This is a genomic window from Glacieibacterium sp. (genome assembly GCF_965200405.1).
Classification (GTDB): Bacteria; Pseudomonadota; Alphaproteobacteria; order Sphingomonadales; family Sphingomonadaceae; genus Glacieibacterium.
The window spans coordinates 2,320,130-2,342,339 of the sequence record NZ_OZ241356.1 but is presented as its reverse complement, the minus strand read 5'-3'; the positions used below and the strand labels follow the sequence as shown (position 1 = coordinate 2,342,339).

The 22,210-nt window shown below is 63.0% G+C and carries 22 protein-coding genes and 1 pseudogene; 15 read left to right on the top strand and 8 right to left on the bottom strand.

Features of this window, described 5'->3' with window-relative positions; translation table 11 throughout:
- Positions 1 to 27: 27 nt before the first annotated feature.
- Positions 28 to 960: a LysR family transcriptional regulator gene (locus tag ACOFKW_RS11010; protein WP_419814199.1), complete on the bottom strand. Its 933-nt coding sequence runs from the start codon at positions 958 to 960 to the stop codon at positions 28 to 30.
- A gap of 115 nt (positions 961 to 1,075) precedes the next feature.
- Here ACOFKW_RS11010 and ACOFKW_RS11005 point away from each other — a divergent pair, with 115 nt between their 5' ends.
- From ACOFKW_RS11005 to ACOFKW_RS10990, 4 genes are read left to right on the top strand one after another with little or no spacing between them, the layout of a single operon-like run.
- Positions 1,076 to 1,621: a carboxymuconolactone decarboxylase family protein gene (locus tag ACOFKW_RS11005; protein ID WP_419814198.1), complete on the top strand. Its 546-nt coding sequence runs from the start codon at positions 1,076 to 1,078 to the stop codon at positions 1,619 to 1,621.
- A 60-nt stretch (positions 1,622 to 1,681) separates the two neighbouring features.
- Positions 1,682 to 2,311: a pyridoxamine 5'-phosphate oxidase family protein gene (locus ACOFKW_RS11000; RefSeq protein WP_419814197.1), complete on the top strand. Its 630-nt coding sequence runs from the start codon at positions 1,682 to 1,684 to the stop codon at positions 2,309 to 2,311.
- The gene (locus tag ACOFKW_RS10995; protein ID WP_419814196.1) at positions 2,308 to 2,787 is read left to right on the top strand and encodes a DUF1348 family protein; all 480 of its coding nucleotides are present in this window, start codon (positions 2,308 to 2,310) and stop codon (positions 2,785 to 2,787) included. Before ACOFKW_RS11000 ends, ACOFKW_RS10995 begins: the two co-directional genes overlap by 4 nt.
- Before the next feature lie 44 nt (positions 2,788 to 2,831).
- Positions 2,832 to 3,386 carry a cytochrome P460 family protein gene (locus ACOFKW_RS10990; protein WP_419814195.1) on the top strand — a complete coding sequence of 185 codons (555 nt, stop codon included), beginning with the start codon at positions 2,832 to 2,834 and terminating at the stop codon, positions 3,384 to 3,386.
- A gap of 72 nt (positions 3,387 to 3,458) precedes the next feature.
- Here ACOFKW_RS10990 and ACOFKW_RS10985 read toward each other — a convergent pair.
- From ACOFKW_RS10985 to ACOFKW_RS10965, 5 genes and pseudogenes are all read right to left on the bottom strand, one after another.
- Positions 3,459 to 3,551, bottom strand: a pseudogene (locus tag ACOFKW_RS10985) (PEPxxWA-CTERM sorting domain-containing protein); the annotation flags it as partial.
- 567 nt (positions 3,552 to 4,118) lie between these two features.
- Entirely contained in the window at positions 4,119 to 5,342 is a 1,224-nt protein-coding gene (locus tag ACOFKW_RS10980) for an alpha-hydroxy acid oxidase (protein WP_419814194.1), read from the bottom strand.
- The gene (locus ACOFKW_RS10975; RefSeq protein WP_419814193.1) at positions 5,339 to 6,247 is read right to left on the bottom strand and encodes an alpha-hydroxy-acid oxidizing protein; all 909 of its coding nucleotides are present in this window, start codon (positions 6,245 to 6,247) and stop codon (positions 5,339 to 5,341) included. The genes ACOFKW_RS10980 and ACOFKW_RS10975 overlap by 4 nt, the downstream gene beginning before the upstream one ends.
- Positions 6,248 to 6,794: 547 nt before the next feature.
- Positions 6,795 to 7,631, bottom strand: coding sequence for a Nif3-like dinuclear metal center hexameric protein (locus tag ACOFKW_RS10970; RefSeq protein WP_419814192.1), 837 nt, complete (start codon positions 7,629 to 7,631; stop codon positions 6,795 to 6,797).
- 3 nt (positions 7,632 to 7,634) lie between these two features.
- Entirely contained in the window at positions 7,635 to 8,543 is a 909-nt protein-coding gene (locus tag ACOFKW_RS10965; RefSeq protein WP_419814191.1) for a Nif3-like dinuclear metal center hexameric protein, read from the bottom strand.
- Positions 8,544 to 8,662: 119 nt separating this feature from the next.
- Here ACOFKW_RS10965 and ACOFKW_RS10960 point away from each other — a divergent pair, with 119 nt between their 5' ends.
- The 11 genes from ACOFKW_RS10960 to ACOFKW_RS10910 all read left to right on the top strand — a co-directional run bounded on the left by ACOFKW_RS10960 (position 8,663) and on the right by ACOFKW_RS10910 (position 19,921).
- Positions 8,663 to 9,859 carry a Gfo/Idh/MocA family protein gene (locus ACOFKW_RS10960; RefSeq protein ID WP_419814190.1) on the top strand — a complete coding sequence of 399 codons (1,197 nt, stop codon included), beginning with the start codon at positions 8,663 to 8,665 and terminating at the stop codon, positions 9,857 to 9,859.
- Between the two features lie 487 nt (positions 9,860 to 10,346).
- The gene (locus ACOFKW_RS10955; RefSeq protein ID WP_419814189.1) at positions 10,347 to 11,336 is read left to right on the top strand and encodes a helix-turn-helix domain-containing protein; all 990 of its coding nucleotides are present in this window, start codon (positions 10,347 to 10,349) and stop codon (positions 11,334 to 11,336) included.
- Between the two features lie 104 nt (positions 11,337 to 11,440).
- A complete protein-coding gene (locus ACOFKW_RS10950) occupies positions 11,441 to 12,238 on the top strand; it encodes a PEPxxWA-CTERM sorting domain-containing protein (RefSeq protein WP_419814188.1) in 798 nt (265 codons plus the stop codon).
- Positions 12,239 to 12,633: 395 nt separating this feature from the next.
- On the top strand, positions 12,634 to 13,689 hold the full coding sequence (locus ACOFKW_RS10945; protein WP_419814187.1) for a hypothetical protein: 1,056 nt from the start codon (positions 12,634 to 12,636) through the stop codon (positions 13,687 to 13,689).
- Positions 13,690 to 13,880: 191 nt separating this feature from the next.
- Positions 13,881 to 14,579 (top strand): PEPxxWA-CTERM sorting domain-containing protein, encoded by a 699-nt coding sequence (locus ACOFKW_RS10940; protein ID WP_419814186.1) that lies wholly within the window; start codon positions 13,881 to 13,883, stop codon positions 14,577 to 14,579.
- A 525-nt stretch (positions 14,580 to 15,104) separates the two neighbouring features.
- On the top strand, positions 15,105 to 15,770 hold the full coding sequence (locus ACOFKW_RS10935) for a haloacid dehalogenase type II (RefSeq protein WP_419814185.1): 666 nt from the start codon (positions 15,105 to 15,107) through the stop codon (positions 15,768 to 15,770).
- Positions 15,767 to 16,813: a phosphotransferase gene (locus ACOFKW_RS10930; RefSeq protein WP_419814184.1), complete on the top strand. Its 1,047-nt coding sequence runs from the start codon at positions 15,767 to 15,769 to the stop codon at positions 16,811 to 16,813. The genes ACOFKW_RS10935 and ACOFKW_RS10930 overlap by 4 nt, the downstream gene beginning before the upstream one ends.
- The gene (locus ACOFKW_RS10925) at positions 16,810 to 18,156 is read left to right on the top strand and encodes an aspartate aminotransferase family protein (RefSeq protein WP_419814183.1); all 1,347 of its coding nucleotides are present in this window, start codon (positions 16,810 to 16,812) and stop codon (positions 18,154 to 18,156) included. Before ACOFKW_RS10930 ends, ACOFKW_RS10925 begins: the two co-directional genes overlap by 4 nt.
- 18 nt (positions 18,157 to 18,174) lie before the next feature.
- Entirely contained in the window at positions 18,175 to 18,669 is a 495-nt protein-coding gene (locus tag ACOFKW_RS10920) for an Lrp/AsnC family transcriptional regulator (protein ID WP_419814182.1), read from the top strand.
- Between the two features lie 64 nt (positions 18,670 to 18,733).
- Positions 18,734 to 19,210 carry a DUF3617 domain-containing protein gene (locus tag ACOFKW_RS10915; protein ID WP_419814181.1) on the top strand — a complete coding sequence of 159 codons (477 nt, stop codon included), beginning with the start codon at positions 18,734 to 18,736 and terminating at the stop codon, positions 19,208 to 19,210.
- Between the two features lie 219 nt (positions 19,211 to 19,429).
- A complete protein-coding gene (locus tag ACOFKW_RS10910) occupies positions 19,430 to 19,921 on the top strand; it encodes a hypothetical protein (protein WP_419814180.1) in 492 nt (163 codons plus the stop codon).
- 193 nt (positions 19,922 to 20,114) lie between these two features.
- On the opposite strand, the gene ACOFKW_RS10905 is transcribed toward ACOFKW_RS10910, so the two are convergent.
- Positions 20,115 to 21,296, bottom strand: a complete 1,182-nt coding sequence (locus tag ACOFKW_RS10905; protein WP_419814179.1) for a glycosyltransferase — start codon at positions 21,294 to 21,296, stop codon at positions 20,115 to 20,117.
- Entirely contained in the window at positions 21,293 to 22,210 is a 918-nt protein-coding gene (locus ACOFKW_RS10900) for a galactosyltransferase-related protein (RefSeq protein ID WP_419814178.1), read from the bottom strand. The genes ACOFKW_RS10905 and ACOFKW_RS10900 overlap by 4 nt, the downstream gene beginning before the upstream one ends.

Genomic DNA, 22,210 nt, shown 5'->3' with positions numbered 1-22,210 from the left:
ATTCCACCGACACCGGTTGGCGCCATGCTATGATCGGGCGCGAGCTGCCTTCCCGGAGACCTTCTCGCCAGTCAGGTCGAGCCGCGCCAGCCGAGCCCGTGCTGCATCGATGAACGCCCGGACATTGACCGACGCGCTACGCTTCGCCTGGTAGACGAGATGGACCGGCACGGCCGGGGGGGCGGCGTCATCGAGCAGCGTCACGAGCTGGCCCGAAGCTATCGCGTCGATGGCTTGATAAGACAAGATCCGCGCGATCCCGACGCCGTCGACAGCCGCCGCAATCGCCGCATCGGCGGTATTGACGCTCAGCCGCGGTTCGATCCGGATCGCTGGCCTGCCGGCAGTTCCGAACCGCCATTCATGACCACGATCGAGTTCGGTGAAGGCGATGAGCGCGTGGTCGTGGAGCGCGGTCACGCTGGCCGGCGTACCGTGCGCGGCGAGATAGGCGGGGCTGGCGACCAGGAGCCGGCGCACTTCGGCGACCTTGAGCGCATGGAGCGCGGAATCGGAAAGGTCGCCGATCCGCACCGCCACGTCGATGCCCTCGTCGACCAGCCGCACCACCCGGTCGACGAGCGTCAGTTCGACCCTGAGCGCCGTATGGTCGCGCAGCAGTGCAGCCGCAGTCGGCACGATGTGCAATCGGCCGAACGTCACCGGCGCGGTGATGACCAGCGTCCCGCCCGGCGTCGCGGCGCCCCCTCGCAGCGATAGCGCAGCGTCTTCGAGGTCGAGCAGCGCCGGGCGGCAACGTTCGAGGTAGCGCGCACCGGCCTCGGTCAACCTGACCGAGCGCGTCGTCCGGCTCAGCAACGCAGTGCCGAGCTGCAGTTCGAGCGCCGAGATCGAGCGACTGGCGGCGGTCGGCGAAATCCGCAGGCGACGCGCCGCCTCGCTGAAACTAGCCTTGTCGGCGACAGCGACAAAAGTGCGGAGCATGTCGAGCTGATCCATGATTATCCCGCTTTCTACATGATTAAAGTGCAGGATAAGCGGATTATCGCATCAGCGGCAAAGGTGCATCTCTGCTGTGCCGGAGCTTCCCGGCGCCTCGCTCCGGAGAACGCCCATGTCCCGCCTGACCATCCCCGCCCGCGCCGACGCTCCCGCCAGGTCACAGCCGTTGCTCAACGCCGTCGAGAAACAGCTTGGCGTCGTGCCCAACATGTTCCGCCTCATCGGCACCAGCCCCGCTGCGCTCGAAGGCTATCTCGGGCTCAACAGCGCGCTTGGCCACACCCTCGATGCGAAAACTCGTGAACGGATCGCGCTGGCGATCGCAGAGGCCAACGGTTGCGACTATTGCCTGTCGGCACACACCTATCTTGGACTGAACCTGGCCAAGATCGACGAGGTTGAGATTTCCCTCAACCGCGCCGGGCATTCCGGTGATGCCAAGGCAGACGCGGCGGTGGTGTTCGCCCGCAAGGTGCTGGCTACACGCGGTCGTGTAAGCGACGCCGACATCGCCGCCGTCCGTCTCGCCGGTTTCGGCGAAGCGCAGGTCATCGAGATCGTCGCGAGCGTCGCGGTCAACGTGCTGACCAACTACGTCAACAATGTCGCCCAGACCGACATCGACTTCCCGGTCGTCCTCGCCGCGCAGGCCGCTTGATACGCGCCGCCGGCGGGACCCCCTGCTCGCCGGCGGCACCCTGACAATCGGATTTCGATCATGGCCAACGCCTTTCTCACCATCGCGACAACGCCGAGCGTGCTTGCTGCGCAAGTCGCGAACGGCAGTGCCGGGCTTTACGACAAGGTCGGCAGCAGCCGGCCGTCGGACCGCTTCGGACCTGCCGAGACGGCTTTCATCGCATTGCGAGACAGCTTCTACATGGCGAGCGTGTCGGAGACCGGCTGGCCCTATGTCCAGCACCGCGGCGGTCCGCCGGGCTTCCTCAAGATACTCGACGAGACCACCCTCGCCTTCCCCGATTTCCGAGGCAACCGCCAATACATCAGCCTCGGCAATACCGCGGCGAACGACCGCGTCGCGATCGTCCTGATGGATTACCCGAACCGCCGCCGGCTCAAACTCTACGCGCGGATCGAGGCGCGCGATCTTGGCGGTGACCGGTCACTGGCCGAGGCGCTCGACCTGACCGGCTATCGCGGCGTCACGGAGCGCGGCTTCGTGCTCCATCTCGAGGCCTTCGACTGGAACTGCCCGCAACACATCACGCCGCGCTTCACCCAAGCCGAGATCGCCGCGGCATCGGCGCCGCTTGCGGCGCGCCTCGGCGAACTCGAAACCGAAAACACCGCGCTTCGTGCCGCGCTTGCCAGGATGTCGCCGTCATGACCAACATCGATATACCCCGTGCGCCGTTGCCGCCGTTTTCTCGCGAGAGCGCCGTCCTCAAGGTCCGCGCTGCAGAAGATGCCTGGAACAGCCGCGATCCCGAGCGGGTGGCGCTCGCCTACACGCTCGACAGCGAATGGCGGAACCGTGACCGTTTTGTCACCGGTCGCACCGCAATAGTCGACCTGCTGACGCGAAAGTGGGTTCGCGAGACTGAATATCGCCTGATCAAACAACTTTGGGCATTTGACGGCAACCGGATCGCGGTGCGCTTTCAGTATGAGTGCCTGACCGACGGGCAGTGGTACCGCTGCTATGGCAACGAACAGTGGGAGTTCGCCGAGAACGGCCTGATGCGGCGTCGCGAAGCCTCGATAAACGACCTGGCGATTGCCGAATCCAATCGGCGTTTCCGATGGCCGGCGCCGGGAGCGCGGCCGCTCGATCATCCGGAATTGAACGGTGTCGGCGGGTGACGGCGTCGTGCCGTAGCCCCATCCCACTAAAAAAGGAGCAGTCGATGCTGCGCGCGTTTAGACTACTGACGCCGGCTCTGCTGGTCATGACGATGGCTGCCGGCCCTGTGCCTCGCGTCGATGCCAGCGGCACGATTGCAGCGCCGACCGACTATCGCGAATGGATTTTCCTCAGCTCCGGCTTGAACATGAACTACAGCGCCGAAAGCCTGCCCGCCGGTGGCGACGAGTTCGACAACGTCTTCGTCGACCCAGCCTCGTGGCGCGCTTTCAAGGCCAGCGGCCGCTGGCCGGAAGGCACGACCTTCGTCAAGGAGGGACGGCACGGCGCGACGAAAGGGTCGATCAACCAAACCGGACAATTCCAGGACGGCGACGCGACCTATATCGAGCTTCACATCCGCGATACGAAACGGTTCAAGTCCGGCTGGGGATTCTTCGAAGTCAGCGGCAACACCCCGGCCCGCGTCCTCCCGTCGACTGCGGATTGCTACGCCTGCCACGAGCAGCACGGCGCGGTCCAGACGAGCTTCGTCCAGTTCTATCCCACCGCCAAGCCGATCGCCATCAAGGCCGGTACGTTCGACCCGAGCCGGTAGCTCCGGACCCCGGTATCCTGCTGCCTAGCATCGCGCTGCCACGCGCGACGCCAGTTCGGCTGACGGCCGGTATCAGGCCAGCGCGGGCTTGCGTCGACGAAGGGCGACACCGACTGCGCCGAATCCAGCAAACATCAGCGCCCATGCTGCCGGCTCCGGCACCGTCGACGGGCCGACGGCGATGTTGTCGACAGCCCAATAGCCCTGGCCGGGCGCGCCGAACGTCAGGGAGACGAGATCGTCGAAGCCCATGAGGCTGAAGGTCTGGTAGGCGTGCGTCAGATTGAACGCCGCCGTGACCTGCGATCCGTCGGCGCGGATTCCAGTCAGCAGCAGCAAGTCCGCAGTGGTCAGCGCGCTCCCCGACTTGGCATCGAAGCTGGTGACGAGGAAATTGCTGCCGTCCACTGTGGTCAGCGTCGTATCGAAGCCCATGTAGGAGAGATACTGCTCGCCATTCGATATCGTCGTCGGCGCCACGGTGCCGACGTAGGTGCAGCAACTCTCGGCGCTCTTGATCTGATAGCCCTGGGTCAGGACGGCGGTGTTCGACCATGGGATAGGCCCGCTGGTCGACGGCAGCAGTTCCTCGAAGGTCAGCACCGTGGGCGCCGCCGCCGAAGGACTGGGATTTGCGAGATCAAACCCTCACGCCTCCCGCGCCGGTTGATAGGCGCACTCCGGGTGACATTCGCCGTCAAATAGCGACGCGGCAGCCCCGCCGTTCCGACCCTAGGCGAAACGCGTCTTGATCGTCGTCGCGTCGATCTCCGAGAGTCTGGTGCACCCAGCGGCGGCGGCGGCTTGGACGAGTTCCTGCTGCAGTATCTCGATCAGGCGCTGCGCTCCCGCAGTGCCGAAAGCGGCCAGTCCCCAGCGCGTCGTCCGTCCGATCATGACGCCGTTGGCCCCGAGCGCGAGGGCTTTGAATATGTCGGCGCCACGACGCACGCCACTATCGAACAGCACGGGCACGCGGCCGTTCACGGCAGCGACGATTTCCGGCAGGACTTCCAGCGTAGATGGCCCGTAATCCATCGAGCGCCCGCCGTGATTGGAGACGATGATCGCATCGGCTCCGTGTTCGATGGCGAGCTTGGCATCTTCCGGATCGAGGATGCCTTTGATCAATAGCGGACCTTTAATCATCTTCCGCACGGCGTCGATATACTGCCATGTATACCACAGACGTCCGCCGTTGATCCGATACCTTGCCGACCCGACGGGCTCTGCGCTTGCAGCGCCGGAACCAGCGCCGCGCGTGCGGACGACCCCGCCGAAGTTTCGGTCCTGCGCCGTCCGTTCATAATAGGACGCTTGCTGGTCGACGGTCACGACGATGCCGTGGCAGCCGGCGTTCTGAAAAGTGTCCAATACCCGCTGCGCGCTGGCCAAGGCCTCGATCGGATAGAATTGCCCCCACAAGGTGCCCCCGGGTGAGGCAGGCGCGACCTCGGTAACCGGCCTGCTGGTGTTGACGCTCAGGATCATCAGCGTGTTCGAAGCAGCCGTCGCCGCCTTGAACATCCCTATCTCCTCATCGGGATGCAACGGCCGCATCGCCGCTGTCGGCGCGACCAGGATGGGGAATTTCATCTTCACGCCCAGCAATTCGGACGACAAGTCGATCCGCGACGCTGGGACGGCGGCACGCCTGGGCATGATCTCGACCCAATCGAACGCCTGGCGGTTTCGCCTCAGCGTAAATTCGGAGCCATCGCCATGCGCCGTATAGTCGTACACCGACAAGGGCACGTTGCCGAAGAACACCGGCTCGAAGTCAAAGGACGTCTGCATCTCGGCCAGGCTCAGCGCGCGACGATGCTCGCTCAAGGGCCGGGGGTCCGTCTGCGCCGCGGCCGCGGCGATCGGTGACGCCGCCATCAGTGCAGCCATCCGCGCCAAAGCAGTCCGCCGCGAAGGATTCGTCAGCCACGACCGCTCAATTTCGGTCATGTCCGGTCCTCAGCGGAGACGGGCGCATGAACACGCAGCACGCTGGCATCCACCGCTGCGAGCGACGGGCGGCCGCACATGCACATGTACCGCGCCAGTTCAGTCTGCAGCATCTCCAGAACGCCTTGCACGCCATCGGCGCCGTAAGCCGCAAGGCCCCACATCACGGGCCGGCCGATCAACACGCCCTTTGCACCGAAGCCGAGAGCCTTGACGATGTCGGTGCCACGCCGGAAACTGCCGTCCACCAGCACGGGGACACTGTCGCCGACGGCTTGGACGATCGGCGCGACAAGGAGCAGCGTGCCAGGCAGCGTTGCGGCATTGCCGCCGCGATAGTTGGAAACCATCACGCCCTTCGCTCCCCTCGCGACGGCTTCTTTCGCATCCTCCGGGCGTGTGATGCCCTTCACGATCACCGGCAGGGACGTGCTTTTGACGACCGCCTCGACGGCAGGCCAGTCGATCGGCGCGCCAGCCGGCATCGCGGGTCCGGTCGCGGCGGTGCCAGCATTCACTGTCACGATCACCGCCTTGACCCTGGCGGCGCCCGCCTCGGCAAGCAACTCCTTCACCTTGGGGCTCCTGGCGTAGACCTGCAGCCACAATGGAGACGTTGCCGCTTGCGCGATTGCCTGCAGGGGCAAGCTGGAATCGCTGCTGACGACCATCGCCGCCATTGCTGCGGAAGACCCGCGCGCCGTGGCGAGTTCAGCGTCGGGGTGGAAGCGCCTCTGATCGGACACCGGGCCAACGATGATCGGCGCGAAATGCCGGTCGCCGAACAATGTGCTCGTCAGGTCCAGATCCCGCGTCGGAATGTTCATCCGGGGGCGCAGCGTGATGCGATCGGTAACGGTTCGATCGCTACCCGAAATCACGGCCAGCTTCGCGGCTCCCAGCACGAGACGCGCCTGAGGTTCGTACTCGAGGGCGTCTACCAGGTCTGTCCGCGGTACGAGGACGGGCCGCGGAGCTGGGATAGTGAGCGGTGTAGCCGCGGCAGCTCGTGCGGATGCGCCTGCCCCAGGTAGCGCCGCAATCATGCTAGCGGAAACGCTCGCACCCATCACCTGCATGGCTCGGCGGCGTGACGTCAGTTCTGCGGGAATGGAATCTGGTGCAGCGCTGCCCGCTTCGTCATCCGGCATGATCAGCACAGCCCTGTGTGTCGCGTCCCATGCGTTGATAGCCTATTCGCATTGAGTAGAAACTGATCATCTTATCGAAGCCGCAGTCGCATCCGGTTCGAGGGATGATCCTGGATCACGATCGCTGTTCGATACGTTCGGCAGAATGTCTATCGCTTGGCAGACGATACGACGTGACGCCGGGTGCGGCTTCAACGTTTTAGGCGACGATTACCGCAATACGCAGCCCTTGCCAGTATAGTCGTTGCGCAGATCGAGAACTTCGGCCGGAAGAGCCTGGGACTGACGCGCTCAACCCGCCTCAAGCGCGCTGGGCCGGGTTCCAATACGGTTCGGCGACGGCGATGAAGGTCACGGGCACTTCGGTGACCACGCTGCGCAGCCAGTCGGCGCAGTGGCGCATGCCGCCCTCCACCGACTTGATCTCGCCGAGCAGGATCAGGCCCTTTTTCGCGCCCGTCGCCACCATGTCCTGCGCATATTCAACGGTCTCCCACTCATGGGCATAACCGCAGACCACCACATCCGCGGGGCTGTTGAGCAGTGCGATGCCGGACAATTGCGTGGTATTGCCCCAGCTCGCCGCGACACGCGTCACCGGCAGCGCCGGGTCGCCGACGACGCGCAAAGTGCGGTCGTCCAGCGTTGCTCGAAGCTGGCGGGCGAGCGCGAGCAGCGTCGTCGGCGGCAGCGTGAACCGGGTGCCGGCAGGACCGTCGCGGTACCCCTCCCAACCGAGCTGACGCGCCATGCCGTCGGCGATGCCGCCACTCCAGCGGTCGTGCAGGTTGAGCACGACCAGCCCATGCTCGCGAATGAAGTCGCGCTTGCGCAGGAACAGCGGGTCGCCCTCCAGCCGGTCGAGCTGGTCGCCGGTCGCCCAAAACGTCGGATCGTAGCTGACGACCAGATTGCAACGCTGCTTCGCGGCCGCCGCCAGCGTGTCCATCGTCGCGATCGCCGTGGTGGCGATGCCGGTGACAGGCGTCAGTGGATCGCCCGCGACGATGCGATCGGTGGAGCTGGGCGATCCGGGACCGGCCTTGGCCAGGATGCGATCGACGAGCTGGAGCGCGGTCAACGGCCCGCTATGCGCCGGCAGGGCCGGGATGCCGCTGTTGGTGGGTGCAATGGCCATCGATCAGATCCGTGTGTCGATCTCGAGCACCGGATGGTCGACGCTCCAATAGGGCTCGATCAGCGGGATGTAGCGCACCGGCACCTCGCGGACCTTGGCGCGCAGCCAGTCGGCGCAGTAGCGCATGCCCCATTGCTCCGACTTGACGTGGCCCAGCACGATCAAGCCCTTACGGGCTCCTGAGGCGACCAGGTCCGAGGCGTAGCCGATCAGGTCCCAGTCCTGCGCCTCGCCGATCACCAGCACGTCGGCGGCGCTGTTGAGGAAGGCGACGCCGGGAAACAGGCTCGCATAGCCCCAGCTTTCGTACACCGTCGACACCGGCAGCGCCGGATCGCCGACGACGCGCATCGTCCGGATGCCCATGCGTTGCTCGAACTGCCGCGCGAGACCGAGCAGCGAAGTCGGCGGAATGCTGAACATGCGCTGGTTGTCGGCGTGCATCGCGCCGGTCCAGCCCATCAGTTGCTGCGTACCGAAGTTGATCCCGTCGACCGGGCGCAACGCGTGCCAATTGTCGTGAAAGTGGAAGGCGACCATGTCGTGCGCCTCGAGAAACGCCTTCTTGCGCAGGTAGAGCGGGTCGTCCTTGATCACGCTGATCGTGTCGGGATGCGACCAATAGGTCGGCTCGTGGGTGATGACCATGTTGAGCCCCTGTCGCGCCGCCGCCTTCAGTGCATCGAAGGTCGCCATCATCGTCGTGCCGATGCCGGTGACGACGGTATCAGCCGAGCCCGACTTGAAGCCGTCGACGCCGCGGCTGTTCCAGGGGGCGCCGATGTTCGCCTCCATCCGCTCCACCACCATGCCTGCGGTCAGCGGGGCACGCGCGAGTGCGGGCACGGGCATCGATGCCGCAGCCATCGATGCCGCGAGGACGGTGCGCCGTGACAGTCGAGCCTCGTCCATCGGCAAACCTCCCTCAGAGCCCCGCGCAAGCGGCGACTGCTCTCGTTGAAAACGTCACATTCCCAGCTTCCGAGGCGTTGTGCCATGAAGTGGCGAAATGCAAGCCAAGGGAGGCCAAGATGACCGGCGAGATTTCCAGGCGGGGCGTGATCGAACTCGGCATGGGCGCAGCGCTGGCAGTGCCGGGGCTGGCCTCACGGGGGCTGGCAGCTGTACCGCAGGCGCGCCGGCGATCTCCCGACTCTATCGGCATCGCGGTCGTCGGGCTCGGCGTCCTGAGCCAAGGGCAGATCCTGCCGGCCCTGAAGAAGACCCGTGGTGCGCATCTGGCCGCCCTGGTCAGCGGACACCCGGCCAAAGCGAAGAAATGGGCGGCGGAGTTCGGCCTGCCCGACAGCGCAATCTATAATTACGACAATTTCGACCGCATCGCGGCGGATCCGAACATCCAGGCAGTGTACATCGTCCTGCCCAACTCGATGCACGCCGACTTCACTATCCGGGCGTTCAAGGCCGGCAAGCACGTGCTGTGCGAGAAGCCGATGGCGGTAAGGCTCGACGAGTGCGAACGCATGATCGCAGCCGGCAAGGCCGCCAACAAGCAGCTGATGATCGCCTATCGTTGTCAGTACGAGCCGGTCAACGTCACCGCGATGCAACTCATGCGCAAGGGTGCGATCGGTAAACCTCGACTGGTCAATGCGGTGATGGGCAAGCAGACGAGCCTGTCCGATCCGTCCGACGCATGGCGGCTGAATATGAAAATGTCGGGCGGCGGCGCGCTGGCCGACATGGGCATCTACGGCATCAACGGCACGCGCTACCTGCTGAACGAGGAACCGGTCGAGGTCCGCGCCTGGGCCCGGACGGACCGCAGCGATCCGCGCTTCAAGACGGTCGAGGACATGGTTGCGTGGCAGATGAGGTTTCCCTCCGGCGCAATCGGCGACGGCTCGTCCTGCTTCTCCCAGCCGGGCACGATGTCGTGGCAGGCGATCGGGACCGACCGGCGAATCGTCGCGGATCCGGGCTGCTTCTACGGCGGCAACGCGCTCAAGATCATCGGAGGCCGCGCCGACGCTCAGCCGCAGATCGCCGAGATCGACCATTTTGGCAACGAGATGAACTGGTTCGGCGACGTCGTACGGGGCAAGTCGCCGAACGTCTCACCCGGCGAGGAAGGTCTGCAGGATATGCGCATCATGCACGCCATCCTGCAGTCGGTCGCCAACGGCGGCGCCTCGGTAAAGACCGACTTCGGCTATCGCCGCGCCCATGATCCTGCAACGACCGTGGGAATCAGAACGTCGATCTGACCGGACGCCGTACGGGGACTGCAGGGGCCGGCATCGCGCAGGCTGTGGCGATCAGGATCGCGGCTCTGATGGCTTGGACAAGAGGATCGCTGCTGGGGGGCGTAACGCGTCCTTCCATGACCCGATCCCGGCCGTTCAGACGCGATTGACCGCTCTCCGAAAGTCGCCCCTGTGTTTTCCGTCTTATGGCTCGTTTCGGGCACACCAAGGCGACGGCTGATTGGCATGACGTGGTCGACAGCGGATCGTCGGCTTCTGCTTGGAGGGCGTTTACCTGAAGTGCCGGCAACGTCCGAGATGTGACAAAAACCCAGATACTGGTTTGTCCTAGCCGACGTGCGGTTATCGCCACGTTCTATCTTGAAAGTAGCGAACAGGCCTCGATCGCGCGCCGACCGAATGCACAGGCGAACCATCGCAAAGACGCCGGCTTATCGAACGACAATGCTATCCGTTCATGTACTTGCACCAATGCGTTTACGTGTAGATGGCAGTCATGAGCAACGACACGCCTCCGTTCGACGCTCGCCGAGTGGACCCGCGGGTGCGCCTGGCGATGCGAATCTTCGAGTTCGAACAGACAGCCGTGCCCAGCAATGACCATGTGGCAGCGCGCGTAGGCTTGTCGCCGTTCCATTTCTCGCGCCTCTTTTCGGAGCAGGTCGGCGAGAGTTGTGCTGCGTACAGCCGTCGCATTCGGCTCGAGAACTCAAACAACCAGTTGATGCACGACCCGATGCCGCTGGACGTCGTTGCGGCATCCTTTGGGTATGCCAGCCAGTCAGCCTATACGCGTGCCTTTGCACGTCACTTCGGCATGCCGCCGTTACGTTTCGCTGCAGCCGTCCTTGGCCAGACTCAGGCAGATTACGCTGCTGCCCAACTCGGCCCGGCAAGTGGCGGAGCATCCGGATCGTCGCTGCTCCCAGACGAAGTCCGCTTGGTCGAGCGAAGCAGTCGACAAGCTCTGGCTCGGCGCTTCTATGGCCATGACACCGCTGGCCACTGGCGCAAGTTTCTTGAAGAACTTCCCGCAGGCGTGCTGGATGGCGCCGAATTGGCCGGCATGGCGTATGACAGTCCGCGCGTCACGCCAGGCGCTCGCTGGCGTTACGACTGCGCCGTCGTATTCGCCGGGCAAACGCATTCCAGGCGCGGTTTCGATTACGTTTCCGGGCTCGATCTGGTAGAATTGCCCGGCGGCCTTCATGCGGAAGCGACGCTGGATGGCACCGTCCTCGACATCTGGCGTGCGACCGTCGGCCTATTCACGCAGTGGTTGCCGCAGCATGACCAATATCGCACCGATGGTGACCCCGTCGTGCATTGGCTACATGCTTCGCCGCTCAACTCAAGCTTTCCTGCCACGGCAACCATTCGTATCCATTCGCGGGAAAGCCCACCGACGTTGAATCTCCGGCCATTAACCCCGTACGGGCGACCTGCCGGGCATCGCACCCTTCCCGCTATCGATTGAGCTCACCGCCAAAACAGCAAGGGCGGTAAATGGCATCGCGTTCAACATCTGTTAAGCGCCTGACCTAGCGCGAAGCTTCTACAGTTAGAGTGAATGGGGGCAGTATGAAAAAAGCAATCGCAAAGCTGATGTTGACCAGTGTAACGGTGCTCGCATCGGCAGGGCCTGCAGCGGCAACGATTAAATATTTTTCGTATGAGGCGTCGTTTAACGCAATCGTGAGCGCCGTCGACACAAAGCTCAATGGCTATCCAGGGCGTCCGCTGCCACATATTGACAGGGATGCATATACGGGCAAGCTTAACGGTAATTTTCAGATCAGAATAGACGGTTACTTCGACACCACTTATGTTACTGCTGTTAATTTAGGTCAGCAAGCGCCCGTCAGCTTTTCTATCTACCAGACAAGTTTATTTGGCACGTTAATTGGCGGTAGTTACGCAAGCCTGACCAAATTTGATAATGGCAATATTATTTTGTCGCTCCAACACAACCTGGTTATGGTGGATCCCTCCAATCTGGCAACTCATACGAAAGTCTATAACGACACAATCATCACATCCAAATCAACTGGGGATCACAACACAAATACCGCAAACAATCTTTTTCAAAACGGCACGTACTTCCTATACGGTGAAAAGATCGCCAACATCTATGGATTTCGCAAAACGGTCTTTGACTATGACTCGACAAGCGCTGAAGAATATATAGGTCATGGTGCAGACGTTGCAAAGGGTACCACGCGTAGCGATTTCTTTGATGGCGGTACATTCACCATCTCTGACTTCGATACGTCGGCGGCAGCAGTGCCGGAGCCGCTTACCTGGGTGCTGATGTTCGTCGGGTTCGGTATGGTTGGCATCATCGCCCGCCGTCGCCGCACGACCGCCCTTTCCGCTTGAGCCGCGATGGATGGTTTTTTATCAGACTGCTCCGGATCGGCTTGAGGCGCCTGCAGATGACGCCGTCCGGCTTCGTCTCACGATAAGCAGTCTCCAACTCACGCGCACGCGTAAGTCGGATACCGATAGGCAACCTTCACTTGGCTTCTTCGCTGCCTCGAAGCAGACACTGGTTTCGGTTTGTATTTGTGCTGCGGGCAAAATCTCCATTGCTGACTTCGGGACGAGTTCGAAAGGCTAGGATGTCAACTGACCTCTTAATTCGCGGTTGATTTTCCGGCGATCCTATGCGGTATTCATTGGCGGAAATTGAGAGTCTTTAGCGTCGCGTCATCGGTCGCAGCTTTCCAATCAATAGACGAGCCGATTCCAGCTTTTCTTTTGGAGGTACGATTGTGCACACTCGCCTCGTCAAAGCATCGGTGATCGGCTGCCTTGCGCTCCTGTCGATCTCAGAACGAGCTGTCGCAGCGGAACCGACGCTTTACGGCCTTATTCAAACACCGGGTTTCAACGAGGTCACCACCTATGACCTGGGCCAGACCGGCGGGTTCGGCTACGACGCAACGTCGGTCGTCCCGCTCAACATCACCAACCTCCTGCCTCAGAACAGCATCACGTCGATCGCTGTCGCAGGGTCGAACCTCTACGGGCTGATCACCACGTCAGGTTTTAACGAACTGACGACCTACGATCTGACGGAAACAGGTGGCTTTGGCTACGACGCGTCCTCGGTCATCCCGCTCAACATCACCAATCTCCTGCCTCAAAACAGCATCAGGTCGATCGCCATCAGCGGGACCACCCTGTACGGGCTTATTCAGACCTCCGGTTTCAACGAACTGATCACCTACGATCTGACGCAGCCGGGCGGCTTCGGCTACGACGCGACTTCGGTCATTCCGCTCAACATCACCAACCTCCTGCCCCAGAACAGCATCCGGTCGATCGCCATCAGCGGGACCACCCTGTACGGGCTCATCCAGACGTCGGGCTTCAACGAGCTGATCAGCTATGATCTGACGCAGACCGGCGGGTTCGGCTATGACGCGACCTCGGTCATCCCGCTCAACATCACCAACCTGCTGCCGCAGAACAGCATCACATCGATCGCTGTCGATGGAAGCAACTTATATGGGCTTATCCAGACGTCGGGCTTCAACGAGTTGATCACCTACGATCTGACGCAGGCCGGGGGGTTCGGCTACGACGCTACTTCGATAATCCCGCTCAACATCACCAACCTGCTGCCGCAGAACAGCATCGTCGGAATTGCGATCGCGAATGCTGACGGCGGATCATCGGTCGTGCCGGAAGCGTCGACCTGGGCGATGATGATCGTCGGGCTTTTTGCTGTTGGAATCAGCATGAGACGCCGTTCAAATAATTTCGCGGACACTTTCGAGAGGCTTGAATCGGGAACGACCGGCGCGTTTGGAATGACGACATAGGGGCGGGCGCTGGCCGTTCCCGGGAAGGTGACGGTGCGAGCGGGATCATCTCGAAATAGCGGGCGCGACTATTTTGATATGATGCGCGGATACCGATGAATACGCATGATTAAATGCCGGGAGCCTGTTACGAATCGCAACTGAAATAGTAGATTTCCTGTTGCAGATTTGAGGCAGAAGAGGAGTCGACGATGCACAGGTACGCTTTTGCGTTCATGATAGCTGCCGCTGCCGTCCCTGTCGGAGCTAATGCTGCGAACCTCGTAACGAATGGGAGTTTCGAAAGTCCTGTATTGGCAACAGAGTATCTCAATCATGCGGTCGGCTCGTCGACCCTCGCTGGCTGGGAAATCGTTGGTCCTGCCTTTGAGTCGGTGTCGCAAGTCCGGTCTGATTTTTCAGGCAATCCCGGCTATACCTTCCCCGCTTTTGCCGGCAACACCTGGTTGGATCTAGCGGGATTCGTAAGCAATTCCCCGACCGGAGTGCAGCAGTCGGTCGCCACCAATCCAGGTGCGAGGTACGAGCTGAGTTTCTACGTTGGTAACGTGACCGGACCTCTATTCGGAACCTCAACTACTGTGGGGGTAGAGTTTGGCTCTGGTGGAACCGACTTTTCATGCACGAACGCAGCACCGGGCCTCACCCTGACCTGGCAGCGCTGCACGAGCACCTTCGTCGCTGCTGACTTGGCAACCGTGATAGTTTTCCGAAATCTTGATCCGAGCACGGATTACTCCGCAGCGATCGATAATGTCGCTCTCACGTTGGACCCTGCGTCTGGCGCTGTTCCGGAGCCCGCCAGTTGGGCGATGATGCTGGCGGGCTTCGGCCTGGTCGGCAGCACTCTGCGGAAACGCAGCAGCCGGTCAGCCCCCAAGCTGATCTGATTCACCCAGGCGATCGGAGCGATCTGGGTTGGCAGAAAGCTGCCGTCAGCAGGTACGACTGAACCACAAAGCGGACATCCAGTGTTTCGGGCGCGAGCGCGTCGCTCGCCACTCTCACGATGATCGGTATCAGCGCGGCCCTGATCATGTTTGAACAAGCCTGCTCGCGTGGCTGTAATGACGCGTGGCGCGCTGGACGACTTCGTCTTCCCTAGCCGTATCAACCGAGCTGGCTTCAGGGGTTGCTGGTGTCCTGCCAGCAGACCTCACGAGAGACACCGAACACTGGTAGCGGCGGAAAGTAAGCATCCGCCGCGATGCAGCGATGTGTGCCTGGTAGCAATGACTGTGACGAAACGCGGCGTCACGCGAACGCAGATTTCCAACGCGTGTCGCGTTCGCGTTCTGCCGTTCGAGCCGACATCATAAGCTCGATCTGCTTGGCTCGGCGGCCACAACGGCGTTTCCCGATTTCGTGGCGCGGTAGAAAAATACTGCACGAAACGACGCGAGACGGGGCGATCAATGAACTTCCGGCCGGACTTCATCAGCTTCGATTGCTACGGCACACTTATCGATTTCCAGATGGGGCCGACGGCGAAGCGAGTGTTTTCCGATCGCGTCGATGCGCAGCGAATGACGCCGTTCCTCGACAGCTTCCGGGCCTATCGCCTTGACGAAGTTCTGGGCGCCTGGAAGCCGTTCCTCGACGTCGTGACGAACGCTATTCGCCGGGCCTGCGCGGCGCATGACGTCGAGTACCGCGAAAGCGACGGCGAGGCGCTCTATGCCGCGGTGCCGACGTGGCAGCCCCATCCAGGCGTCGTCGAAGTGCTGGAGGCGATCGCGCCCCATTACCCGCTGGTAATCCTGTCGAACTCGATGGTCGATCTCATCCCGGCGAGCGTCACGCACCTCCGTGCGCCGTTCCACGCGGTCTGCACCGCCGAGGAGGCGCAAGCCTACAAGCCGCGCATGCAGGCGTTCGAACACATGTTCGATCGTCTCGGCTCCAGCCCCGACCGGATGATGCATTGCTCGTCCAGCTTCCGCTACGACCTGATGACCGCCGACGACCTCGGCTTCATGGCGAAGGCTTTCATCGATCGGGGGCACGAGCCGACGTCGACGGAATATGGCGTCAATCGATTGACCGACATCCGCCAGCTGCCGGCTCTGCTGGGCCTGTGAACGGCGCCCAACTTGCGTCGAGCGTGCCCGACCTGTCGCCCGCGGACGCAGAGCAGCTCGCGGTCCGCTTGTACGGCATCCGCACCAAGGCCGAGTTGCTGACCAGCGAGCGTGACGAGAATTTTCGCCTTACCGGAGAGGACGACCGCAACTATCTGCTCAAGATCAGCAATCCGTCCGATGCGGACGAGGTGGTCGACCTCCAGACTGCCTGCCTCGATCATATCGCCAGGGTCGACCCGGCCCGGCCGGTGCCGCGGATCCTGTCGACGCTGGCCGGCACGAGCGGCGATCATGTCGTTCTGGCGGATGGCCGGCGCTGCGCCGTTCGCCTGCTGACCTATCTGGACGGCGTGCAGGCCAAGGGCACGGCGTGCAGCCGGGCGCAGCGGGTCCAGCTCGGCGCCGCTCTCGCCAGGCTCGACCTTGCGCTGCGCGATTTCGTCCATCCCGCGGCGTCGCACGACCTGTTGTGGAACATCGCGCGGGCCGACCGGCTGGTCCATCTGGTCGATGGGATCGTCGGCGAAGCCGAGCGCAGCATCGTCCAGCACTTCATGGACCGGTTCATCAACAAGCTGCTGCCGCGCCTCGGGGGCCTGCGCGCCCAGGCCATCCACAACGACTTTCACCTGTACAACGTGCTGGTCGCCGCCGACGATCACGAGCAGGTTACCGGGATCATCGATTTCGGCGACATGGTCCACGCGCCGCTGGTGAGCGAAGTCGCGACCGGCGCCGCCTACCAGATGACCGACGCAGCCGACCCGCTCGCCGCGGCCGCCGATTTCGTCGGTGCCTATCACGCGGTCCTGCCGCTGTTGCCCGAGGAGCAGGACATCGTCGCCGAGCTGATGACGACGCGCCACCTGATCACCGTGCTGATCTCCGAATGGCGGTCGCGCCGCTATCCCGAGAACCATGCTTATATCATGCGCCACAACCCGGCTTCGTGGGCCGCGCTGCGCCTGATTGCCGAGCTAACCCCACAAGACGCACGCGACCGCCTGCTGGCCGGCGTGCGAAGCGGAGACCAAGGATGAGCGGCACGATCGATCTCAACATGGTCAATGCCTATATTCCCGGACGGGCGGATGTCGGTGCCGAGACCGCAGCGACGATCGACCGTCGCAACCGGCTGCTCGGGCCGGCCTACCGGCTGATGTACGAGCGGCCGCTGCATATCGTGCGTGGCGAGGGCGCCTGGCTGATCGACGGCGATGGCCGCCGCTACCTCGACATCTACAACAACGTCACCTCGCTTGGTCATTGCCACCCACGGGTGGTCGAGGCGATCTGTCGGCAGGTCGCGACGCTGGCGACGAATACCCGCTACCTGCACGAGACGATCCTGGAGCTGGCCGAGCGGCTGCTCGCGACCGTCGCCGGCACCGATCTGGCGCATCTGATGCTGACCTGCACCGGCAGCGAGGCCAACGATCTCGCCTATCGGATGGCCAAGGTGCGAACCGGCGGCACCGGCATCATCGTCACCGAGACCGCCTACCACGGCTTCACCGACGCGGTTTCGCAATTCTCGCCATCGCTCGGCATGAGCGTCGATCTCGGCTCGCACGTCCGGGTCGTGCCCGCACCGCGGGCCTATCATGCCGATGGCGTCGATCTCGGCGACCGCTTCACCTGCGACGTCGAGGCAGCAATCGCCGATCTCAAGCGGCACGGCATCAAGCCGGCGATGCTGATCGTCGACACGGTGTTCACCAGCGACGGCGTGCTGCCGGGCCCAGCCGGGTTCCTGAAGGGCGCAGTTGCAGCCATCCGGCAGGCGGGCGGGCTGTTCGTCGCCGACGAGGTGCAGCCGGGCTTTGGCCGGACCGGGGACCATATGTGGGGCTTCCAGCGCCACGGCCTCAGCCCCGACGTCGTGACCATGGGCAAGCCGATGGGTAACGGCCAGCCGATCGCCGGACTGATGGTGACGCAGGATGCCGTCGCCCGCTTCGGCGCGGACTCGCGCTACTTCAACACCTTCGCCGGCAACACCGTATCGTGCGCCGCCGCGGTCGCCGTGCTCGACACGATCGAGCAGGAAGACCTGATCGCCCATGCCGCAAAGATCGGCGCCGAATTACGCGGCGGCATCGCGGCGCTGGCCGGGCGGCACGAGGCGATCGGCGACGTCCGGGGCATCGGCATGTTCGTCGGCGTCGAGCTCGTCTCCGACCGCCTGACGCGTCGAGCCGACCGCGAGACGACCAGTCGCGTCGTCAACCTGCTGCGCGACAAGGGCATCCTGCTCAGCGCCTGTGCCAATGGCCATAACGTCCTCAAGATCCGCCCGCCGCTGGTGCTGACCAGCGAGCAGGTCGCGATGGTGGTACAAGGTCTCGACGAGGCACTGGCCGAGGCGGCATCGGCTGGCTGAACAGGGGCGGAGAGGCGCATGCGCTCGGGGCTTGAACTGGATCGTATGGACTTCAGGATCCTGTCGCAACTCCAGCGGCTCGGGCGCTGCTCCAATGTCGAGCTGTCGGAGCTTGTGGGATTAAGCCCCAGCCCCTGCCTTACGCGCGTCAAGCGGCTGCAGAAGATCGGGGTCATTCAGGGCTTCGGTGCGCATCTGGCGATGGCCATGCTGGGCGATCTGCTCGTCGTCTTCACCGAGATCACGGTCAGCCATCATCGGCGAAAGGACATGCGGCGCTTCGAGGAGGCCGCGGAAATGTTTCCCGAGATAATGGAGTGCTACAACGTCAGCGGCGGATATGACTTCCTGCTCAAGATCGTCACCCGCAGCGTCGATCACTTTCAGACCGTCATGGATGCACTGCTCGCAGCCGAACTCGGCATCGTCAGGTTCTCGAGCCGCATCGTGTTGCGGGTACCGTTCGTGAAGCACGAACTTCCGCTCGATCGGCTGTTCAGCACGAAATCGTGACACCCCGGCAAAGACCGATACTTCTGCGGCGGGCAATGTCGTCGGTTCGCGCGTTAGCAGCACCATGCGACGCATCCCCCTGCTCGTCGTCCTGTTGCCAGTGCTGTTGGCGGCGGCATCTGCGCCTGTGCCGTTGCCGGGGCTATGGGAGCATACCGTCGTCTACGTTGTCGACGAGGTGAACGGCTCCTCGCTTCTCGCTGACCAGGCGCAAGGCATGCTGCCGTCCCCGCCGAGCTATCGGGCGTGCCATTCGGCGTCGGACCTGATTGATCCGCAGAAGTTCCTGCTCGCCGGCAAGGCCGTCCAGTGCCGCTTTTCACGTTATGCGATGGCAGGCGGTAAGATCACGGCAGCCGGCGAGTGCAATGACAGCCGCTATCCTGCGCTCCGCGTCGACGGCTCCGGTACCTACGACGGGAACGGCTATGACTTCAGCTTTTCGGGCGAGGCGCAGTCCGGTGAGATAACGGTCGATTTCCGCGGTCGCGATAGCGGCCGCCGCATCGGTGCATGTCTGGCCGGTGCCGCGGACCGTTGAATACGTAAATGGGCTGCGCCGTTGCCGGGCCCGCGGCGGCCGGACGCTACCAGGCGTTGAACGATGGTCAAAAGATCGTCATCGCAATTGGCAAACGATGCAGACCCTGACCTACTTGACAGCATGTCTATGCATCTACTCCTAGCAAAGCCATTTTACACGATTGGGCGTCCAGCCCGCACCGATCCGTCGTCGCCGAACAGCAGCAAGGACAGTCGCATGATGAAGATAACGACCTTCGCGGGATCTCTTGCGCTTCTGGCGCTCGGATCGCCTGGTTTCGCCCAGGATGCCGGCGTCAAAGGCGTTAGCCGGACAGTGCTCGGGTCCGGACAACCGGTCGCGGCACCCGGCCTCGAGCTTTCGCTCCGCCGTGTGGTCTTCGCTCCCGGCGCGACTATCCCGGGCGAAGTGCATTCCGGCATGCAGGTCATCTACGTGCTGTCCGGACATCTCTCGCTCCAGGTCCTTGGTGGCAGCGCGGTGGTGCGCCGGGCCCTGCCCGATGGCAGCATGGGACCGGCGACCGAGGTCAGGGCCGGGCCGAACCCAGTGACGCTGGGGCCTGGCGACTCTGCGCTCGAGAACGAGACGTTGGTGCTCCACCCGTCCAATCCGTCCCGGGAGCCGCTCGTCATCCTCGCCGGCTCGCTGATGCCGATTGGAAAGCCGCAGAGCGTGCTGATCACCGAACCCGTCAAGTTACCTTGAGGCAACATCACGTCCGGGCTCGAGAGTAGCCAGCGAGTCCACCGTGACGATGTATCGGCGGCGGCGCCAAGCTGGTGAGCACCTACCAGTTTTCGCTCATGAACCTGGAATTTGGCGAGGCAGACCAGGCACAGTCGGCAACATTCAAGCTGTCCCTGCAGTTTATCGGACCTAGAGACTAATGTTCGTACAGTTACAGAGTGCTCGAAACCGAACGCAATAGAGTTGACGTTTCGGATATCGAACTACGACCTGCTTGGCTCGAAATTTGACCTCCGAAGGCTCGGTTGCCCGAAGTCGAATGGGCCGCCCGGACCGCGATAGACCGCCGAACCTGACCGTATAATTCCTCATATCGGTCGATCATCCGGTCGAGCGTAAACAAACGCTCGACGCGCGCTCGCGGTATCCGACGGGGAACTGCCATCGCCCGACGTAGCGCTGCTGCCAGGCTCTCGGCGTCAGGGCTATCGGCGAAGCATCCCGCATCGCCGATTACTTCGCGCGCCGCCCCGCTATCGAGCGAGGCGACTGGCACGCCGCAGGCCATCGCTTCGACCGCAGCAAGACCGAACGGCTCGTCCCACAGCGGCGTGAACAGTAGTACCGCAGAACGGCGGACGCGCTCGGCGAGGTCCGGGCCGTCGAGATGGCCGCCATACTTGATCCTGTCGGTAAGCAGTGGCCGAACCTCGGTCTCGAAATAGTCGCGGTGCTCGATCGTTCCGTAGATCGTCAGCGGCATTTCGGCGATCGTCGCCGCTGCAGCAGCCAGGTGCGTCCCCTTGTTCGGGGTGATCCGTCCGAACCAAATCGCGCCGCCGTCGTGGTCGGAACTGTAGCGCCAATGTCCGATATCGATCCCGTTCGGCACGACGACGGCCTCGGCAGGGGCACCATCAGGCCACCATGCCCTCAGTTGGCTTGTCGACGGCACTGTGAAGAGGCTCGACGGTACCGCTGTTTCGCGTACCGCGCGCGCCAGGCCGATGAACGGCGGGACGTGCAGCGTCGTAACCATCGCAACGGCCGAAGCCTGCGCCAGCCGCACCGGGAAACGGTGCAGGCTATTGTTATGAACGACGTCGAAATCGCTTCGTACCAAGCGATCGCATGTCGCCGCGAACGCCGCATCGAGGTGACCGTTCAAAGCATCGGTGCCGTGAAAATCGTGCCATGGAAACGTCCGATCGTAATGTTCGTCGACGATCGGCGAAATCTCGAAGCGCGGGTCGCTGTCGCCCGAGGCGAAAAGCGTGACATCGTGACCGCGCGCCCGCAGTCCATCCGCAAGCATCCAGCTATGCGCCTCCATACCGCCCATGAACGGTTGGGCGATCGGATGACGGATGTGCCCGAGCAGCGCGATCCTCATGCTGCGAACGAGGGCGTACCGGTCTGCGACGCCGCCGCCCGCGCCTCCAGAAGGCGGATGATCGACGCGGTATTGGCATAGGGCTGGTGGCTCTGCTGGCCGGTCAGCGACAGATCGTCGGCATCGGGCCGCCGCACGATCTGGATACCGTCCGCCCCCTCGGCAATCAGTCCCATCATGCGAAAGGCCCGCAGCCAGTGTTCCATCGTGCGATAGCCCCATTTGGCTTCGAACAACTGCGCATTGCGGACGACGCTGTCGATATGATGGAGCGGCGGCATGTGATGCGGATGGTATTGGTGATAGACTCGAGCACCGTGCATCCAGGCGATCGCGATGCCGGCACTGTCGAGCGACTTTCCAAAGTCCGTGTCCTCGCCACCATAGCCGACGAAGCGCTCGTCGAAGCCGCCCGTGGCGAGAAAGCGCGAACGGCGCATCGCGAAGTTGAGCGACCAGAAGCAGCGATAGTCGCCACACCGCTCGATCCCCTCCCGCGGCGGGGCGCGTCGGTCGGAGTGGCGAACCGCGACACTTTCGAACTGTTCGAAGCACCAGCCGGGTGCTGCTGCCCCGCCCGGAAGATACAGGACCTCGCCCATCAGCAAGCCGTCGAAGCCGGCGGTGGCGGCAGCATAGTCCTGGCATAATGATGGCGCAGGGATGCAGTCTGCATCGAGAAAAACGAGGACCTCGCCGGTCGCGGCACGCGCGACGGCGTTGCGTGCCGCCGCCAGCGGCAGTTCGTTTCCAGGAATGCATATCTGTCGGATCGCGAACGGCGTGGCCGGCAGATCGGTATAGAGCTCGGGCTGCATCACGCCGATAATCAGCTCGCGCGGCAATTCGCTCTGCTGCGCAAGTCCGCGAACGAGATTGGCGACGTGCTCTGCGCGGCCCCGCGCGATCGTCAT

What these genes read in the sequence shown, in the direction of transcription:
- ACOFKW_RS11010 (WP_419814199.1), bottom strand. Translation starts at nt 960, where the DNA reads ATGGATCAGCTCGACATGCTCCGCACTTTTGTCGCTGTCGCCGACAAG.
- ACOFKW_RS11005 (WP_419814198.1), top strand. Translation starts at nt 1,076, where the DNA reads ATGTCCCGCCTGACCATCCCCGCCCGCGCCGACGCTCCCGCCAGGTCA.
- ACOFKW_RS11000 (WP_419814197.1), top strand. Translation starts at nt 1,682, where the DNA reads ATGGCCAACGCCTTTCTCACCATCGCGACAACGCCGAGCGTGCTTGCT.
- ACOFKW_RS10995 (WP_419814196.1), top strand. Translation starts at nt 2,308, where the DNA reads ATGACCAACATCGATATACCCCGTGCGCCGTTGCCGCCGTTTTCTCGC.
- ACOFKW_RS10990 (WP_419814195.1), top strand. Translation starts at nt 2,832, where the DNA reads ATGCTGCGCGCGTTTAGACTACTGACGCCGGCTCTGCTGGTCATGACG.
- ACOFKW_RS10980 (WP_419814194.1), bottom strand. Translation starts at nt 5,342, where the DNA reads ATGACCGAAATTGAGCGGTCGTGGCTGACGAATCCTTCGCGGCGGACT.
- ACOFKW_RS10970 (WP_419814192.1), bottom strand. Translation starts at nt 7,631, where the DNA reads ATGGCCATTGCACCCACCAACAGCGGCATCCCGGCCCTGCCGGCGCAT.
- ACOFKW_RS10965 (WP_419814191.1), bottom strand. Translation starts at nt 8,543, where the DNA reads ATGGACGAGGCTCGACTGTCACGGCGCACCGTCCTCGCGGCATCGATG.
- ACOFKW_RS10960 (WP_419814190.1), top strand. Translation starts at nt 8,663, where the DNA reads ATGACCGGCGAGATTTCCAGGCGGGGCGTGATCGAACTCGGCATGGGC.
- ACOFKW_RS10955 (WP_419814189.1), top strand. Translation starts at nt 10,347, where the DNA reads ATGGCAGTCATGAGCAACGACACGCCTCCGTTCGACGCTCGCCGAGTG.
- ACOFKW_RS10950 (WP_419814188.1), top strand. Translation starts at nt 11,441, where the DNA reads ATGAAAAAAGCAATCGCAAAGCTGATGTTGACCAGTGTAACGGTGCTC.
- ACOFKW_RS10940 (WP_419814186.1), top strand. Translation starts at nt 13,881, where the DNA reads ATGCACAGGTACGCTTTTGCGTTCATGATAGCTGCCGCTGCCGTCCCT.
- ACOFKW_RS10935 (WP_419814185.1), top strand. Translation starts at nt 15,105, where the DNA reads ATGAACTTCCGGCCGGACTTCATCAGCTTCGATTGCTACGGCACACTT.
- ACOFKW_RS10925 (WP_419814183.1), top strand. Translation starts at nt 16,810, where the DNA reads ATGAGCGGCACGATCGATCTCAACATGGTCAATGCCTATATTCCCGGA.
- ACOFKW_RS10920 (WP_419814182.1), top strand. Translation starts at nt 18,175, where the DNA reads ATGCGCTCGGGGCTTGAACTGGATCGTATGGACTTCAGGATCCTGTCG.
- ACOFKW_RS10915 (WP_419814181.1), top strand. Translation starts at nt 18,734, where the DNA reads ATGCGACGCATCCCCCTGCTCGTCGTCCTGTTGCCAGTGCTGTTGGCG.
- ACOFKW_RS10910 (WP_419814180.1), top strand. Translation starts at nt 19,430, where the DNA reads ATGATGAAGATAACGACCTTCGCGGGATCTCTTGCGCTTCTGGCGCTC.
- ACOFKW_RS10905 (WP_419814179.1), bottom strand. Translation starts at nt 21,296, where the DNA reads ATGAGGATCGCGCTGCTCGGGCACATCCGTCATCCGATCGCCCAACCG.
- ACOFKW_RS10900 (WP_419814178.1), bottom strand. Translation starts at nt 22,210, where the DNA reads ATGACGATCGCGCGGGGCCGCGCAGAGCACGTCGCCAATCTCGTTCGC.